Source organism: Ideonella lacteola (assembly GCF_038066555.1).
Taxonomy (GTDB): domain Bacteria; phylum Pseudomonadota; class Gammaproteobacteria; order Burkholderiales; family Burkholderiaceae_C; genus Ideonella; species Ideonella lacteola.
The window spans coordinates 134302-150656 of the sequence record NZ_JBBUTG010000013.1 but is presented as its reverse complement, the minus strand read 5'-3'; the positions used below and the strand labels follow the sequence as shown (position 1 = coordinate 150656).

The following is a 16355-nucleotide window of genomic DNA, read 5'->3' as shown; positions in this document are numbered from 1 at the left end:
CAGATACAACGGCCGCAAGAGGTCGCGGCGGACGGCCTGACGAGGGCAAACAGCGTGCCTGGCCCCGGTGTGGCGCGTGTGCCGACAGCCGCTTGAAAAGCGAGTCGGGAAGCTCGCGCGGTGCGGAACATTTGTGGGATGCTGCGGCTCCCTGATAGCCGCACGGATCCCACGATGCGTGTGGTCTCGACGGCCCCGCGGCTTGCTCGTGGTGCCCAGATCAGAACTGATCCAGCCTCTCACATTCATGCCTCAACGCCTCATCGCGCGCGCGGCCCGCGCCATGGCACTGCCCACCGGCTGGTCGGGATGGTTGCCGCCCCTCACCGTCATTGGGTTCGGTGTCGCCATCCTGGCCGTCGTGGTCATCGCCTTGTTTTCATACCAGGCGGACTTGAGCCGGTCGGCAGCGGCCCAGGCCCTGTCGTCCTCCAACGAGGCCATCCGGCAGGTCCAGGCGCTGGCCTCGACGGTCAAGGACGCGGAGACCGGGCAGCGCGGCTTCCTTCTCACCGGCGCCGAGCAATATCTGCAACCCTACGAGAACGCGAGGGCACAGGTCGGCAATCAGTTCCGCATGTTGCGCGACCTGTTGGGCGAGAGCGAGCGGCTGCCGATCGACGCGCTGGAGAAACTGGTCAACGAGAAGCTGGAAGAGCTTCGCCAGACGATTGCGCTCAAGCGTGAGGGCAAAGAGGCGTTGGCGATGGACGCAGTGCGGTCCGATCTCGGGCGCGAATTGATGGACCGCATCCGCGCTTCCATTGGCGCCATGGAGGCCGAGCAGCGCGAGCTGTTCCGCGTCCGTCGCGATGAATGGGTCGAGGCGGTGTGGATGCTTCGCATGGTCACCTGGGGCGGTGCGGGGACGCTGCTCGCGCTGATCCTGGTCGCCGCGTTGATGACTTCGCGCGACTACCGCGCCAGGGAAATCGAGTCGTGGCTCAAGGCCGGGCAGACGGGCGTTGGCCAGAGCCTGGAGGGTGACCTGCGGCTGGACCACATGGGCCAGAAGGTGCTGTCGTTTCTCGCAGACTTCCTCGGCGCGCAGGTCGGCGCCATCTACGTGGTCGAGCGCAGCGGACAGCTGCGTCGCATGGCCAGCCACGCGATCAGCTCGTTGATGGACCGTGAGGCGGTTGCGCCGGGCCAAGGGTTGCTCGGCCAAGCGGTCAAGGACCGGCGCGCGATGCACGTGACGGATGTGCCCGCGGGCTACCTGAACGTGAGCTCGAGCATCGGCAGTGCGTCGCCGTGCGAGCTGCTGCTGCAGCCGGCCTCGGTGGATGGGGTGGTGCACTGCGTGCTGGAGCTGGGCTTCTTTCGGCCGGTGCGTGCCGAGCACCGTGAGCTGCTCGCTCGCATTTCCGAAACGTTGGCCATGGCCACCCGGGCGTCCAAAGATCGCACCCGCATGGAAGAGCTGCTGGAGGAGACCCAGCGGCAGGCTGAAGAACTGCAGGCTCAACAGGAAGAGCTGCGCGTCAGCAATGAAGAGCTGGAAGAGCAGGGGCGCGCGTTGCGAGAATCGCAGGTGCGGTTGGAGAACCAGCAGGCCGAGTTGGAGCAGACCAACACCCAGCTCGAAGAGCAAGCCGAGCGACTGGCCGCGCAAAAGAACGAGCTGGCCCGCGCCCAGGGGGAGTTGCAGCAGCGTGCGGACGATTTGGAGCGCGCCAATCAGTACAAGAGCGAGTTCCTCGCCAACATGAGCCACGAGCTGCGCACGCCGCTGAACTCGACACTCATCCTGGCCAAGCTGCTGGCCGACAACAAAGCGGGCAACCTGAACGAAGAGCAGGTCAAGTTTGCGCAGACCATCGCCTCGGCGGGCAACGACCTGCTCACATTGATCAACGACATCCTCGATCTGTCGAAGATCGAGGCCGGCAAGGTCGAGGTGCAGCTGGAGACGGTGGCGGTGCAACGCCTGGTCCACAGCATGTCCGCCACCTTCGAGCCACAGGCGCGGCACCGGGGCCTGGCGTTCGAGGTGAGCGTGGATCCGCAGGTGCCAGCCTCGTTCGTCACCGACGACATGCGGTGCGGCCAAGTCTTGAAAAACTTGCTGTCCAACGCGCTGAAGTTCACCGAGAAGGGCGGCGTCTCGCTGCGGGTGTCCAGCGATGCATCGGCCGGGACCCTCTCCTTTGCCGTGCACGATTCGGGCATCGGCATCGCCGAGCATCAGCGAGAGATCATCTTCGAAGCCTTCCGCCAGGCCGATGGCAGCACGCACCGCAAGTATGGCGGCACCGGCCTGGGCCTCTCGATCGCGCGCGACCTGGCTCGCCTGTTGGGCGGCGACATCGAGGTGCAGAGCACACCCGGTCGCGGCAGCGTCTTCACACTCACCTTGCCGGTTCAGCCGCTGCCAGCCGGGCAGGGCGTGGCGGCCGCGCCAGCGCCGACGAGCGCGGCACCGGCAGCTCGGCCCATCGCCGCGCCCCGTCCGACGCCGGCTGCGTCACCCACGCCGGCGCACGAGCCTGCCCTCGATGACGACCGAGACCGGCTCGATGCTGAGACCAGGCGCATCCTCGTCATCGAAGACGATCTGCATTTCGCAGAGATCTTGCGTGACCTGATCCGTGAGCTGGGCTTCCAGTGCCTGCTCGCGCACACCGCCGGCGATGGGCTCGCCGCGGCCGTGCGATACCTGCCCAACGCGATCCTGCTGGACATCAACCTGCCCGACCACTCGGGCTTGGGCGTGCTCGACCAGCTCAAGCGCAACTCGGCGACGCGACACATTCCGGTGCATGTCACGTCGGTGGCCGACTACGCGCATGAGGCGTTGGAGATGGGGGCGGTGGGCTATGCGCTCAAGCCGGTCAAGCGCGAAGAGTTGATCGAGGCGCTCCGGCGCCTGGAGAAGCGATTCACGCAGGGGCTGCGCCGGGTGCTGGTGGTCGAAGACGATGCGCGACAGCGCGAGAGCGTGGCGCAGTTGCTGGCCAGCAGCGACGTGCAGATTCTGGGTGCAGACAGCGCGGCCGAGGCGCTGCGCCAGCTCGGCGAGACCACCTTCGACTGCATGGTGCTCGATCTGAATTTGCCGGACTTGAGCGGCTACGAATTGCTGGAGAAGATGGCCGAGCAGGACAGCGTGTCGTTTCCGCCGGTCATCGTCTACACCGGGCGTTCACTCACGACGGATCAAGAGCAGCAACTGCGCCGCTTCTCCAAGGCCATCATCGTCAAGGACGCCCGTTCGCCCGAGCGCCTGCTCGACGAAGTCACCCTGTTCCTGCATCAGGTCGAAGCGAATCTGCCGGCCGATCGGCAGCGCATGCTCAAGGCCGCCCGCAACCGCGAGACGGCGCTGGAAGGTCGCCGCGTGCTGATCGTGGAAGATGATGTGCGCAACATCTTTGCGTTGTCTGCCGTGCTCGAGCCGAAGGGCATGAAGGTGGAGATTGCCCGCAACGGCCTCGAAGCGCTGGAGCGGCTGGCTGCGCCGGTGACACGCGCCGAGGCGATCCACCTCGTGCTGATGGACGTGATGATGCCGGAGATGGATGGCCTCACCGCCATGCGCGAAATCCGCAAGCGACCCGAGCTCGCCAAGTTGCCCATCATCGCGCTGACCGCCAAGGCCATGAAAGACGACCAGGAGAAGTGCCTGGCCGCGGGCGCGAACGACTACATTGCCAAACCTCTCGATGTGGAGAAGCTGCTGTCGCTGATCCGCGTGTGGATGCCCAAGTGAGTGCCGAGGAACACGAGCCGTCTGGCGACGAGGTGCCGGACAAGACCTTCGACATCGAGCTGCGGCTGTTCGTCGAGGCGGTCTACCTGCGCTATCACTATGATTTTCGAGCGTATGCGCCGTCGTCGCTGAAGCGCCGGTTGCGCGCGGCGTTGACGCAGTTCGGCTGCCGCACCTTGTCGCAACTGCAGGATCGCCTGCTGCACGACGAGACGGCCTTTGCCCCGTTGCTGGATTACCTCACCGTGCAGGTGAGCGACATGTTCCGCGACCCGCCGTACTTCAAGGCGCTGCGGGAGCAGGTGGTGCCGATGCTGCGCACCTACCCGTCGCTGAAGGTGTGGGTCGCCGGATGCAGCACTGGCGAAGAGGCCTGGTCGATGGCGATCCTGTTGCGCGAAGAGGGTCTGCTCGAACGCACCTTGATCTACGCGACCGACATCAACGCCCGCGCCTTGCAGGTGGCCGAAGCGGGCGTTTACGCCGCCGATCGGGTGGCCGGCTTCACCGACAACCACCGCTTGTCAGGAGCCCGGGCTTCATTGTCCGAACACTACACCGCGGCCTATGGCAACGCGGTGTTCGACAAGCGGCTGAAGAAGCACATCGTGTTCTCCGACCACAGCCTGGCCACCGACAGCGTGTTCGCCGAGATGCAGTTGGTGTCGTGCCGGAATGTGCTCATCTATTTCAATCGCGCTCTGCAGGATCGCGCGATCGGCCTGTTTCGCGAGGCGCTGTGCCACCAGGGCTTCCTGGGCATCGGGCTGAAAGAGTCGCTGCGGTTCTCTGCCCACGGCGAGGCCTTCGCCGAGGTGGCACCGACGCTGAGGCTCTTCCAGAAGCGGGGTGGGGCGTGAGCGCCGCCTTGGCCGGTGCGTCGGCATTGCCAGGGGCTGCGCCACGGCGCGAACCCTTCCGCGCGGTGGCGATCGGCACCTCGGCGGGGGGCATCGATGCGCTGGCGGCGCTGCTGCCCTGTCTGCCAACAGGGGCGACCTTGTCAGTCTTCATCGTGGTGCACCTGCCACCGTCGGTGCCCAGCCTGTTGTGCGACATCTTCCGCCCCAAGTGCGCGCTGCGGGTGATGGAGGCCGAAGACAAGTGCCCCGTTGAGCCAGGCACGTTGTACTTCGCGCCACCCAACTACCATCTGCTGATTGATCCGGGCCCGCAGCTGGCGTTGTCGATCGATCCGGCGGTTCACTTCTCTCGGCCCGCGATTGATGTGCTCTTCGAGTCGGCCGCCGACATCTACCGACAATACCTGCTCGGCATCGTTCTGACGGGCGCCAGCGAAGATGGTGCGCGGGGCCTGTTGGCGGTTCACCGGGCAGGCGGGGCGGTGGTGGTGCAAAGCCCCGATACCGCGATGGCGCCGGCCATGCCCCTGCATGCGATTCGGCGCTGCCCCGAAGCCGCCGTGCTGACCCTGAACGACATAGGCAAGTTGCTGCAAGAGGCAGCCCGAGGATCGGCCGGATGAAGACGCGTGTGAAGTGCCTGTTGGTCGACGACCTCGACGACAACCTGCTGACGATGTCAGCTCTGCTGCGTGCCGATGATGTGGAGGTTCTGACCGCGCGCTCGGGTCGCGAGGCGCTGGAGCTGTTGCTGGTGCATGACGTGGCGCTCGCGCTGCTGGACGTGCAGATGCCCGAGATGGACGGCTTCGAGCTGGCAGAGCTGATGCGCAGCAGCGAGCGCACGAACCAGGTGCCGCTGATCTTCGTCACCGCCGGGGCGCGCGAGATGCAACCCCTGTTCAAGGGCTATGACGCGGGGGCGGTCGACTTTCTTTTCAAGCCGATCGAGCCTTGGGTGTTGCGCAGCAAGGCGCAGGTCTTCTTCGACCTCTACCGGGCGAGGCAGCAGTTGAGCGACGAGCTGCGCGAGCGCACCGAAACGCTGCGGCTGAACGAGCTGTTCACCGCGGTGCTCGCGCACGACCTGCGTGATCCGCTGAACGCGATGATGACCGCGGCGATGCTGATCGAGCGTCAGGCCGAGCTCGAATCGGTGCAGCGGTCGGCGGCCCGCATCGTGTCGAGCGGGCGGTCGATGAGCCGCATGATCTCGGATGTGCTCGATCTGGCCCGGGCCCGCCTGGCCGGCGGCATCCCCGTGCACCGCGAGCCGGCCCAGCTGGGGCGAGTGGCCCAACGGGTGATCGACGAGCAGCGGCTCGCGCATCCGCAGCGCGCCGTGGAACTGCACAGCCAGGGTGACCTGCAGGGCATCTGGGATGAGGATCGATTGGCCCAGGCCGTGGGCAATCTCGTCGGCAATGCCTTGGTCCATGGCCGGCCTGACCTGCCGGTCGTTCTGCGGCTCGATGGCTCGGCGATCGACGACGTGCACCTGAGCGTCATCAGCGCGGGCACCATCTCGACGGAGTTGCTGCCCCACATCTTCGACCCCTTCCGCGGCAGCACGCGGCCACGCGCCAGCCGCGCCGGACTGGGTTTGGGCCTGTACATCGTGGACCAGATCGCGCGAGCGCACCGCGGCCGCGTGGCGGTCTGCTGTGAAGGTGGCCACACCACCTTCACGCTCAGCCTGCCGCGCCGCCTCGCCTGACCGGCCGCTCTCGGGGTTGACCCTGCCTCGCGGCGCTGGCTGCGGGGCGCGCGCGCGTCCACGCACGCAGGTGCTTTCTGGTTGTTACACCACATGCTTTCTGCGGCTTGTTGGGCCTCGCGGCAGCGTGCTAAAACCGCCGCCGCTTCGTCATTCATCGAGATTCGTATGACTTTTCCATTGAGGCATCAGGCCTGGATTCTGGTGTTGGCCACGTCGCTGGCGGCCATCAGCCAGGCGGCTGTCACACAGGCGGCCGGGGTATCAGCCGCTGAAGGCGCACCGGCACCGCTGGCCGCGACGTACTCATGGAAAAACGTGCCTATTCGGGGCGGCGGCTTCATCTCCGGCATCGTCTTCAGCCAGGCCCAGAAAGACCTGATCTACGCCCGCACCGACATCGGTGGCATGTACCGCTGGAGCGCCGCGACCAAGTCATGGAAGCCGCTGCTGGACTGGGTCGGCTGGAAGAACTGGGGCTACAACGGGGTGGTCAGCGTGGCCGCCGATCCGAGCGACGCCAACCGCGTCTATGCCGCCGTCGGCATGTACACCAACAGCTGGGATCCGAACAACGGCGCCATGCTGCGTTCGGACGACCAGGGCCGCACCTGGCAGACGACGCCACTGCCTTTCAAGCTTGGCGGCAACATGCCGGGCCGTGGCATGGGCGAGCGACTCGCCGTCGATCCGAACCAGGGCAAGGTGCTGTATTTCGGCGCCCCGAGCGGCAAGGGCCTGTGGAAGAGCGTGGACCGCGGCGCGACCTGGGCCCAGGTCGAATCCTTCCCCAATCCCGGCAACTATGTGGCCGATCCGAACGACACGTCGGGCTACCTCTCGGACAACCAGGGCGTGCTGTGGGTGGCCTTCGATCCGCGCAGCAGCCAAGCCGGCAAGGCGTCGCGCGTGATCTACGTGGGCGTGGCCGACAAGCAGAACATCATCTACCGCTCGAACGACGCGGGCGCCACGTGGGAGCGCGTGGCCAATCAGCCGGTGGGCTACCTGCCGCAAAAGGGCGTGCTCGATCCCGTCAACGGCTTCCTTTACATCGCCACCAGTGATACCGGCGGCCCGTATGACGGATCGAAGGGTGATGTGTGGAAGCTCAACACGGCCACCGGCGCGTGGACGCAGATCAGCCCGATCCCGTCGTCCAGCGCTGACGCCTACTTCGGCTACACCGGCATCACCGTCGATCGCCAGAACCCGAAGGTGCTGATGGTGGCCACCCAGATTTCTTGGTGGCCCGATGGGCAGTTCTTCCGCAGCACCGACGGCGGCGCCACCTGGACGCGCGCCTGGGAGTTCACGAGCTATCCGAGCCGCAGCTTCCGCTACACGATGGACGTGTCCGACGTGCCCTGGCTGACCTTCGGTGCCAGCCCGCAGCCGCCAGAGGTCACGCCCAAGCTGGGCTGGATGACGCAGGCCGTCGAGATCGATCCGTTCAACTCCAACCGCTTCATGTACGGCACCGGGGCCACGCTGTATGGCAGCGACAACCTGCTGAACTGGGACCAGGTCGGCGGCAGCATCACCATCAAGCCGATGGTCAAGGGCCTGGAGGAGACGGCGGTGCTCGATCTCGTCAGCCCGCCGTCGGGCCCGCCGCTGATCTCGGCATTGGGTGACATCGGAGGCTTTCGCCACGACGACCTGAAGAAGGTGCCCGCGCTGATGCATGTGACGCCGAACTTCACCAGCACCAACAGCATGGACTTCGCCGAGCTGAACCCGTCGGTGGTCGCGCGCGTCGGTCAGCTGGACAAGACGGCCTTCCCGTACATCAACCGCATCGGCGTTTCGAGCGACGGTGGCCACAGCTGGTATGGCGGGCAGGAGCCGGCCGGCGGCGGCGCCGGCGGCGTCATTGCCGTCGCGGCCGATGCCAGCACCTTCGTGTGGAGCCCGTCGGGTGGGGCCCCGGTGGTCTACTCGATCAGCCGTGGCAGCTCGTGGGCGGTGTCCTCGGGCGTGCCGGCCGGTGCGCAGGTGCGGTCCGACCGGGTGAACCCCAGCAAGTTCTACGCATTCGCCGCCGGCCGCTTCTACCGCAGCACCAATGGCGGCGCGTCGTTCGCCGAAACGACCGCGTCGAACCTGCCTGCGCTGGGCAATGTGAAGTTCAAGACGGTGCCGGGCCGGGAAGGCGACATCTGGCTGGCCGGTGGCAGCACGTCGGGCGCCTATGGCCTGTGGCACTCCACCGACGGCGGGGCGAGCTTCAGCAAGGTGAAGGGCGTGCAAGAGGCCGACAACATCGGCTTCGGCAAGGCTCCGGATGGCGCGAACTACCCCACGCTGTATGCGGTGGCCAAGGCGGGCGGCGCCCGCGGCTTGTTCCGATCGCTCGATGCCGGGGCCAGCTGGCAGCGCATCAACGACAACGACCACCAGTACGGCAACTTCGGCGAAGCCCTCACGGGTGACCCCCGGGTGTTCGGCCGCGTCTACGTCGGCACCAACGGGCGCGGCATCATCATCGGCGAGCCGAAGTGAAGCTCACGGCCTGCAGAGGGCGCAGAGGCCTGGCTTGGGCGTGATGCGGCCGTCCCCGATGTCGCAGCCGTCGAGGGCGCTGGTCGGGCAGCTGTCGGTGGTGTGTGGAGTCGCGTGTGGAGTCGCTTTTGGGGCTGTGCATGCGGCGGCCGGTGACCCGCCGGTCATCCTGAATGCGCCCGCCAGCGCCAAGCCGGGTGACATCGTGGGCCTGCAGGGCGAAGGCTTTGGCGCGGCCGCGGTAGTGTGGCTCGATCCCTCGCCCACCTCGCTGACATCGCTGCCGTCGCGCAACGGCATCGCTGCGCGTTCACTGCCAGTGCTCAACCGTGTCGGCACGGGCTGGGTCGCGGTGCAAATCCCACCCGACGCGACCGGCGCGCTCTGGCTGCGGGTGGCGCGAGGTGGCCTCAGCAGCGAGCCGGTCGCGGTGAATGCCGCCAAGCCGTTTCATCTGGAGGCGCTCGAGATCGTGCCTGGCACGGTGTTCCGGGTGTTCGGCCGCAGCCTGAAGCTGCCGGGCAGCACGCCACGCGTCACCGTCGACGGCCTGGCGGCCGAGGTCGACATGGCGCAGAGCCATGAGCAGATGCTGGTGGTGCGGGCGCCTGACGGGTTGCGCGCCACCGATTCGGCCAGGCTGCTGATCGACAACGGCAACGGCACGGGTGCCGCCCGGCTTGACCGGCCGGTGCGCGTGGTGCGCAGCGGCCACGGCGATCCCTTCGGCCTCGGCGTGGGTTGGGCCGCGGCCTTCTCGCACCTGACCCGCACGGTGGTCGATGCCGCCACCGACACACGCCTGCCGGTTCGTGTGGCCTGCGACGGCCAGGTGGACGACGCCGCGGCCATCCAGGCGGCGGTGGACTTGGCTGCCACGCTGGGCGGCGGCGTGGTGCAACTGCCGGCGGGCACCTGCCGCCTGGCAGGCGGCTTCGGCTTGCGCAGCCGGGTGGTGGTGCAGGGCCGCAGCATGGCGCAGACCGTGCTGCGGTATGAAAGCGACTATCCCTTCTGGGGTACCCAACTCGACCTGACCGGCGTTCGGCGCCTCACGCTGCGCCAGGCCGGCAGCGCGTCCCAGGCGGCGTCGCTCGTGCAGAGCTCGCGCGTGGTGGTGCAGCAGGTGCGTTTCGAGCTGACCCGCTCGCGCCAGCTGTTTTTCACCGACAACCGGCAGGCGGCGTTCGTCGGCAACCAGTTCATCCAGACGGGCAGCGTCGATGAGCAAGGGGCCTTCGTCATGAACGGCAGCAGCGGGCTGGCGTTTCTCGACAACACGGTGCAGTTCGTCAACGGTGCCAGCAGCTTTCGGCGCGTGCACGATGCGTGGCTGCAGGGCAACCATTTCACCCGCGATGCGCGCCAGCAGACCAGCCCCGGCATCGTGCATGCCATGGTGCTTGATTTCGCGCACCGGGTGGCAGTGGTGGGCAACACCTTCGACGTGGCCCATGGGCCGATCACCCAGCGCCAGCGCAACGACGGCGAAACCATCCTCACCGAGGGGGGTGGAGCAGGGCGCACCGAGAACCTCGGCCAGGTGGAGTCGGCCACGCGGCACACGCTGCGCGACCCGGCCAACGTGCTGAACGTGGATCCGTTCGGCGAAGGCGCCATCCCCGAGAACTACGGCGTGGCCATCGTCGCCGGTCGCGGAATGGGCCAGACGCGCCGGGTGACCGCCTATGCCGATGCCACGCTGACGGTGGATGCGCCCTGGTCGGTGGTGCCCGATGCGAGCTCGCGCTACGCGACCTTCGTCTGGGGGCTGGAGAAGTCGCTCATTCGTGGCAACACCCTGTCGCAGAACCCGCGCGGCATCTGGCTCTACCAGGCGGCGGTTCGCGAGGTGGATGTGGTGGGCAACCACATCAGCGAAGGCGGTGGCATCTACCTGCGCTCGTACCAGAACCTCGCCAACCAGGCCTTCGATCCGATCTACGACGTTCGCATCCAGGACAACCGCATTCGGAACACGACCGCGCAGTGGACCTCGGCGTTGAACACGATGTTCATCAATGCGGATGCCCGGGCCTTCGGCACGGGCCTGCTCGGCATCGAGGTGCGCGACAACCGGCTTCGGGCCAACCAGCCCAACCTGAGTCTGCCGACCGAGGAATACGCTGGCACCGAGGGCTTCACCAACATGATGCGTGTCGAGGACTACTCGCGCTTTGAGCCGATGGCGACGCCGCGGGTGCTGGGCACCGTCTACCAGCGCAATCAATGCAGCCATTGCGACGTGGCGGTTCGACTGGGTACCGGGGTGGGGGGCACGGTGATCGCCGACACCATCCTGCGCGACACCGGCACGCTGTGGACCAATTCGCTCATCACCGATCTGTCCGATGACGTTGCCACCGACACCCTCGTGCTGCGTTGAGGGCCCGGCCGTGGCCGCCTCAGGGGCTGAGAGTTTTTCGGCGGTGCCCGAAAGGGGCGCCCAGGCGACCCGGATCGAGGCGCAAAGCACAGCCATAGCTCGGGCTATGGCGAGCATTTGCAACGAAGAGCCGGGGCGTTGGGGGGGTCAAGACGGGCATCGGCGAAAAACTCTCAGCCTCTCAGGCCAGCAGCTTGTCCACCTCTCGCAGCGCCGCGTCGAAGTTGTAGGGCTTCGAGAGGTAGGCCTGCGCGCCTGCCTGCATGGCGCGGCCGACGCTGGCGTCCATCGCATCGGCCGAGACCACCACCACCGGCAGGTCGTGGTGCTGCGGGTCCTCTCGCAACGCCTGCAAAAGAACCAGGCCTTCGCCATCGGGCAGGTTCATGTCCAGCAGCACCAGATCGGGCGTGTGCAGGCCAATCTGCATGCTGGCGGATGCCAGGTCGGGCGCCACCTCCAGCGTGATCATCGGGCGGGCCTGCAGCAGCGCGCGCATCACCTCGACATTGACCGGGTCGTCTTCCACGTAGAGCACGGTGCGCCGCAGCCCGGCGGCCGGCCCGAGCTTGGCGGGGCGCGTGGCCAGCGGCTCGGCCGGCACGTCGCTGGCGGGCAGCCACACGGTGAAATGCGAGCCCACGCCGGCGGCGCTGTCGACCTGGATCTGTCCGTTCATCATCTCGACCAGGCGCTGGGTGATCACCAGGCCGATGCCGGTGCCCGAGGCGCCCGAGTCTTCACGCCCGAGTCGGTTGAAGGGCTGGAAGAGCATCGCCAGTTGCTCGGGGCTCATGCCCAGTCCGGTGTCGCTCACGCGGATCCACACCCGCCCGTCCCGGGCGCCCGCATCGAGCTGCAACTGCCCGCCCTCGCGGTTGTACTTGATGGCATTGCTGACCAGGTTGATCAGCACCTGCTGCAGCCGCAGTGGATCGGCCACCGCGGCCGGCAATCGGTGGTGGCCCACATGGCTGTCGACCACGACGCGCCGAGCCTCGGCCTCGGTGCGCAGCATGGCGACCGCGGCGTCCACGGTGCTGCCCACGTCGACCGGCCCCAAGGCGATCCGCGCGGTGCCGGACTCGATGCGCGACAGGTCGAGCACATCGTCGATCAGCGACTTCAGGTGCCAGCCCGAGCGCAGCATCAGACGGGCGTAGCGCAACAGCGTCTCATTGCCGGCCACGGCGGGGTGGCGTCTGAAGGCCTGCGCAAAGCCGAGGATGCCGTTCAGGGGCGTGCGCAGCTCATGGCTCATGCGCGAGAGGAAATCCGACTTCGCCTGGCTCGCCGCCTCGGCCGAGTCGCGCTCACGCGCCAGGCGCCGGACGGCCTCACGGTCGCGCAGGTGTTGGTCGAGCACCTCGGCCAGCAGCACCAACTCGTCCCGCCCGGTGATGCGGTTCATCGGAACGGTGATGGTGGCGGGGGTGCCGTCGGCCGGTGCGGCCTGCAGCTGTTGGGACAGGCGGGTCAGCCGCCGCGTCACCAGCATGTGCACCACCACCAGAACGACGGCCATCAACAGCAGCACCTTCACCAACTCGCCCGCAAACAGCCAGGCCGAGCGTCGGCTCACCTCGGCTTCGATGTCGCGCAGCGACTGGGTCACTTGCAACTCGCCGATCGGCGTCTTGCCGTCGGGCGAATGCAGGGCGACGCGGCGCTGCGTGGTGGGGCCGGGCGGCGTGCTGCCCGCTTCAGCGAGGGTGGTGCCATCCGGGGCCACCACGCGGGCGTGCACGATGGCCCGGTTCTCAAGCAGGCCGCGTGTGTGCGCAGCCAGCAGGCGCTGGTCGAGCAGCCACGCGGCCAGCGCGATCGGCTCGGCACTCGCCTCGATCGCCGACTGGGCCGATTCGGTGGCGGCCTGCAGCGAGCGCGAACGATCCACCTCGCTGGCAATGACACCCCAGACCAGCGAGACTGCCACACCCAGCCCGCCCACCAGGAGCAGGATCCGCTTGACCAGAGGGGAGGCAGGTGCGCCGGTCATGTCAGGGCGCGAGTCTCGCACGCACCTTCGCGGCGTTCCACCCCAAGAAGGCCTTCTGCCCACCGGTGCACCGTGCTGGAGCAGGGGGGCCTTAAGATCGTCGGCAGACCCGGCGCGACCGCCGGCTTGCACCCCGCCGGCCACCGGCCCTTGCAGCGAGCCCGTCATGACCCACAAAGCCTTTGCCTCGCAGGCCGACCTCGAAGAGAAGAAGGTCAGCTTCACCAAGCTCTCGGACAACGCCTATGCCTACACGGCCGAGGGCGACCCGAACACCGGGGTGATCGTGGGCGACGATGCGGTGATGGTGATCGACACCCAGGCCACGCCGGTCATGGCGCAAGACGTGATCCGCCGCATCCGCGAAGTGACCGACAAGCCGATCAAGTACGTGGTGCTCAGCCACTACCACGCGGTTCGGGTGCTGGGCGCTTCGGGTTACCAGCCCGAGCACATCATCGCCAGCCGCGACACCTACGACCTGATCGTCGAGCGGGGCGAGCAGGACAAGGCCAGCGAGATCGGTCGGTTTCCGCGCCTGTTCCGCAATGTCGAATCCGTGCCGGCCGGACTCACCTGGCCGACCATCACGTTCTCGGGCCGAATGAGCCTGTGGCTCGGCAGCCTGGAGGTGCAGCTCATCCAGCTGGGCCGGGGCCACACCAAGGGCGACACAGTGGCCTGGCTGCCCGAGCAGAAGATCCTCTTCTCGGGCGACCTGGTCGAGTTCGATGCGACGCCCTATGCAGGCGACGCGTACTTCCAGGATTGGCCCGCGACGCTGGACGCGATCGCGCGCCTGCAACCCCGCGCGCTGGTGCCGGGCCGCGGGGCGGCGTTGACCACGCCCGAGCAGGTGACCGCCGGGCTGGCAGGAACGCGCGCCTTCATCAGCGACATGTGGGCCCACGTGAAGGCCGGCGTGGAGGCGGGGCAGGATCTCAACGCGGTCTACAAGGCCACCTATGCCGCCTTGAAGCCGAAGTACGGGCACTGGGTGATCTTCGATCATTGCCTGCCCTTCGACGTGACGCGCTGCCACGACGAGGCCCGGGGCCTCACCGACCCACGCATCTGGACCGCCGAGCGCGACCGGGAGATGTGGGCCACGCTGGAAGGCTAGCCCCGCCACGGCAGGCCGGGCCGCTGCTGGCTCGGCCACTCGGGCCATGCGCCCAGGCGGTTCATCAGGCAGTCCATCAGGCCCCTCGCGCACGCGCACGGCTGTTCGTCTTCCCCGGATCCCGGAGCCACCGGCCGGCCCTGTTTGAAGGGGCCCGCAAGGGGCCGGCCGCTTACGGTGTTCCTCTCGGCCTCCGCCGCCTCATGACGAGGCGCTGCGGACGGCCTGCCCGCGACCCTGTCCGCCCCTCGGACGGGCATCGGCGCGCCCTGCGTCGATTTTTCTCACGACCTATTCCAACAACCAACCCCCGGAAAGGAAGACCCTCCATGAACGCGACCCTGTTGTCACGCAGCCTGGCCATTGCGCTGGCCTGCCTGTCTACCTCAGCCTTCGCCGCCAAGCCCATCGGCTACGGCGCCGGCACCACCGGCGGCGGCGACAAGACGCCCATCAAAGTCGCCACGCTGGCGGCCGCCCAGGCGGCGATCGACAGCTACAGCGGCAGCGGAGGCCTGGTGCTGCTCTACACCGGCGTGTTCGACTATGCGCAGATCACGGACGTCTGCGCCCAATGGAAGAAGCCCGCGCAGAAGCTGGTGATCAAGGACAAGAGCGACATCACGGTCAAGGGCGCCAACGGATCGTCGGCGAACTTCGGTGTGCACATCGTCAGTGACGCGAAGAACATCATCGTGCAGAACATGACGATCGGCCTGCTGCCGGGTGGCGAAGACTCCGACGCCATCGGTGTCGAAGGCGACAGCAGCGGCAAGCCGAACAAGATCTGGATCGACCACAACACCATCTTCAGCAGCCTGACGCACTGCCCGGGCGCGGGGGATGCGTCGTGGGATGGCGCTATCGACCACAAGCGGGGCGCCTATGACATCACCATCTCCTACAACTACATCCACGATCACCAGAAGGTCACGCTCAACGGGCACAGCGACGACGACGACACCAATGCCTCCATGCGGGCGACCTACCACCACAACCGCTACGAGAACGTCGAATCGAGATTGCCTCTGCAGCGCCTGGGCCGCACCCACCTCTACAACAACTACTACAACAACGTGATCACGTCCGGCATCAATGTGCGCATGGGCGGCCTGTCGCTGATCGAATCGAACTACTTCGAGAACGTCAAGAACCCGGTCACCTCGCGTGACAGCGACGCCATCGGCTACTGGGAGCTCCGCGACAACTTCGTGGGCAGCGGCATCACCTGGGACGACCCGGGCAGCTCGGGCGTGAACGCCACGGACTGGAAGACCACCAAGGCCTATGGCCCCACGGGCTACACCTACAAGCTGACGCCCGCGGCCAAGGTCAAGGCCAAGGTCATCGCCAACGCAGGTGCGGGCCAGAAGCGTCTGAACTGAGGACGGGAGAGTCTCAGGGCGCCGTTCACGCCCTTCTTGTCCTTCACGCCCTCGCGCCCCTCATGCCGCGCCTCAAGGCCGCGGCATGAGGGTGGCGCCTTCCGGGCGGGCCAGCAACCGACGCACGATGCGCCAGGCGCCCACGGCCAATGCGGCACCCGCCAAGGCGGCCAGCGCCTTCGCATCGGTATCGGCCGCCCGGCCCAGACCCGCGATGACGCTGCCCGACGGCGCCACCGCCCATCCGCCGAGCAGCCCACCCAGCAGGCCGACGACGAGGTCGCCTCGGGTGGGCAGCCATTGACGGTGCTCCAGGAAGAGCGTGGCTGTCCAGCCCACCAGGGCACCCAGGAGCAGGCTGATCAGGTGGTCCATGTCTCGATCCTCCCGTTGACATTCGCCGCCAGCGTGTCGATGGCCGGCCGCATCACGCAGTCATAGATGAGATGACCGCTGTGCAGATCGCGCACACCGGCCCGCACCCCCAACTCGCCATGCAGGGCGTGCACCAGATCGATCGCGTCGTCCAGCTCGTCCGGCCGTGCAGGAGAGCGGTCACTGAACGCGAACATCAGACCGGCTTCGTCCTCGTCGCTGATGCACACGCCGCGCCAGCCGGGTACCGGGGGGCGGGCATCGAACACTTCCACTTGAAACATCGCGGT

Annotated in this window: 11 protein-coding genes; 8 read left to right on the top strand and 3 right to left on the bottom strand. The window is 67.2% G+C overall.

Annotation, left to right across the window (positions count from 1 at the left end; genetic code table 11):
* Positions 1–283 precede the first annotated feature (283 nt).
* The 6 genes from AACH06_RS19575 (at position 284) to AACH06_RS19550 (ending at position 11183) form a co-directional block, all read left to right on the top strand.
* The gene (locus AACH06_RS19575; RefSeq protein WP_423222063.1) at positions 284–3712 is read left to right on the top strand and encodes a response regulator; all 3429 of its coding nucleotides are present in this window, start codon (positions 284–286) and stop codon (positions 3710–3712) included.
* A complete protein-coding gene (locus AACH06_RS19570) occupies positions 3697–4572 on the top strand; it encodes a CheR family methyltransferase (protein ID WP_423222062.1) in 876 nt (291 codons plus the stop codon). Before AACH06_RS19575 ends, AACH06_RS19570 begins: the two co-directional genes overlap by 16 nt.
* Positions 4569–5198, top strand: a complete 630-nt coding sequence (locus tag AACH06_RS19565) for a chemotaxis protein CheB (RefSeq protein ID WP_341427448.1) — start codon at positions 4569–4571, stop codon at positions 5196–5198. Before AACH06_RS19570 ends, AACH06_RS19565 begins: the two co-directional genes overlap by 4 nt.
* Complete coding sequence (locus tag AACH06_RS19560) at positions 5195–6292, top strand: hybrid sensor histidine kinase/response regulator (protein WP_341427447.1); 1098 nt, start codon at positions 5195–5197, stop codon at positions 6290–6292. Before AACH06_RS19565 ends, AACH06_RS19560 begins: the two co-directional genes overlap by 4 nt.
* A gap of 168 nt (positions 6293–6460) precedes the next feature.
* Positions 6461–8797, top strand: coding sequence for a WD40/YVTN/BNR-like repeat-containing protein (locus AACH06_RS19555; RefSeq protein ID WP_341427446.1), 2337 nt, complete (start codon positions 6461–6463; stop codon positions 8795–8797).
* Between the two features lie 58 nt (positions 8798–8855).
* Positions 8856–11183: a glycosyl hydrolase family 28-related protein gene (locus tag AACH06_RS19550; RefSeq protein WP_341427445.1), complete on the top strand. Its 2328-nt coding sequence runs from the start codon at positions 8856–8858 to the stop codon at positions 11181–11183.
* Between the two features lie 181 nt (positions 11184–11364).
* On the opposite strand, the gene AACH06_RS19545 is transcribed toward AACH06_RS19550, so the two are convergent.
* The gene (locus tag AACH06_RS19545) at positions 11365–13182 is read right to left on the bottom strand and encodes an ATP-binding response regulator (RefSeq protein WP_341427444.1); all 1818 of its coding nucleotides are present in this window, start codon (positions 13180–13182) and stop codon (positions 11365–11367) included.
* 166 nt (positions 13183–13348) lie between these two features.
* Here AACH06_RS19545 and AACH06_RS19540 point away from each other — a divergent pair, with 166 nt between their 5' ends.
* Both AACH06_RS19540 and AACH06_RS19535 read left to right on the top strand, forming a co-directional pair.
* Positions 13349–14305, top strand: a complete 957-nt coding sequence (locus AACH06_RS19540; protein ID WP_341427443.1) for an MBL fold metallo-hydrolase — start codon at positions 13349–13351, stop codon at positions 14303–14305.
* A gap of 329 nt (positions 14306–14634) precedes the next feature.
* On the top strand, positions 14635–15690 hold the full coding sequence (locus AACH06_RS19535; RefSeq protein WP_341427442.1) for a pectate lyase family protein: 1056 nt from the start codon (positions 14635–14637) through the stop codon (positions 15688–15690).
* Positions 15691–15762: 72 nt separating this feature from the next.
* Here AACH06_RS19535 and AACH06_RS19530 read toward each other — a convergent pair whose 3' ends face one another.
* Positions 15763–16065 (bottom strand): hypothetical protein, encoded by a 303-nt coding sequence (locus AACH06_RS19530; protein WP_341427441.1) that lies wholly within the window; start codon positions 16063–16065, stop codon positions 15763–15765.
* Positions 16053–16349 carry a hypothetical protein gene (locus tag AACH06_RS19525; protein WP_341427440.1) on the bottom strand — a complete coding sequence of 99 codons (297 nt, stop codon included), beginning with the start codon at positions 16347–16349 and terminating at the stop codon, positions 16053–16055. The genes AACH06_RS19530 and AACH06_RS19525 overlap by 13 nt, the downstream gene beginning before the upstream one ends.
* Between the last annotated feature and the right edge of the window lie 6 nt (positions 16350–16355).

What these genes read in the sequence shown, in the direction of transcription:
- AACH06_RS19575 (WP_423222063.1), top strand. Translation starts at nt 284, where the DNA reads ATGGCACTGCCCACCGGCTGGTCGGGATGGTTGCCGCCCCTCACCGTC.
- AACH06_RS19560 (WP_341427447.1), top strand. Translation starts at nt 5,195, where the DNA reads ATGAAGACGCGTGTGAAGTGCCTGTTGGTCGACGACCTCGACGACAAC.
- AACH06_RS19555 (WP_341427446.1), top strand. Translation starts at nt 6,461, where the DNA reads ATGACTTTTCCATTGAGGCATCAGGCCTGGATTCTGGTGTTGGCCACG.
- AACH06_RS19550 (WP_341427445.1), top strand. Translation starts at nt 8,856, where the DNA reads ATGTCGCAGCCGTCGAGGGCGCTGGTCGGGCAGCTGTCGGTGGTGTGT.
- AACH06_RS19545 (WP_341427444.1), bottom strand. Translation starts at nt 13,182, where the DNA reads ATGACCGGCGCACCTGCCTCCCCTCTGGTCAAGCGGATCCTGCTCCTG.
- AACH06_RS19540 (WP_341427443.1), top strand. Translation starts at nt 13,349, where the DNA reads ATGACCCACAAAGCCTTTGCCTCGCAGGCCGACCTCGAAGAGAAGAAG.
- AACH06_RS19535 (WP_341427442.1), top strand. Translation starts at nt 14,635, where the DNA reads ATGAACGCGACCCTGTTGTCACGCAGCCTGGCCATTGCGCTGGCCTGC.
- AACH06_RS19530 (WP_341427441.1), bottom strand. Translation starts at nt 16,065, where the DNA reads ATGGACCACCTGATCAGCCTGCTCCTGGGTGCCCTGGTGGGCTGGACA.
- AACH06_RS19525 (WP_341427440.1), bottom strand. Translation starts at nt 16,349, where the DNA reads ATGTTTCAAGTGGAAGTGTTCGATGCCCGCCCCCCGGTACCCGGCTGG.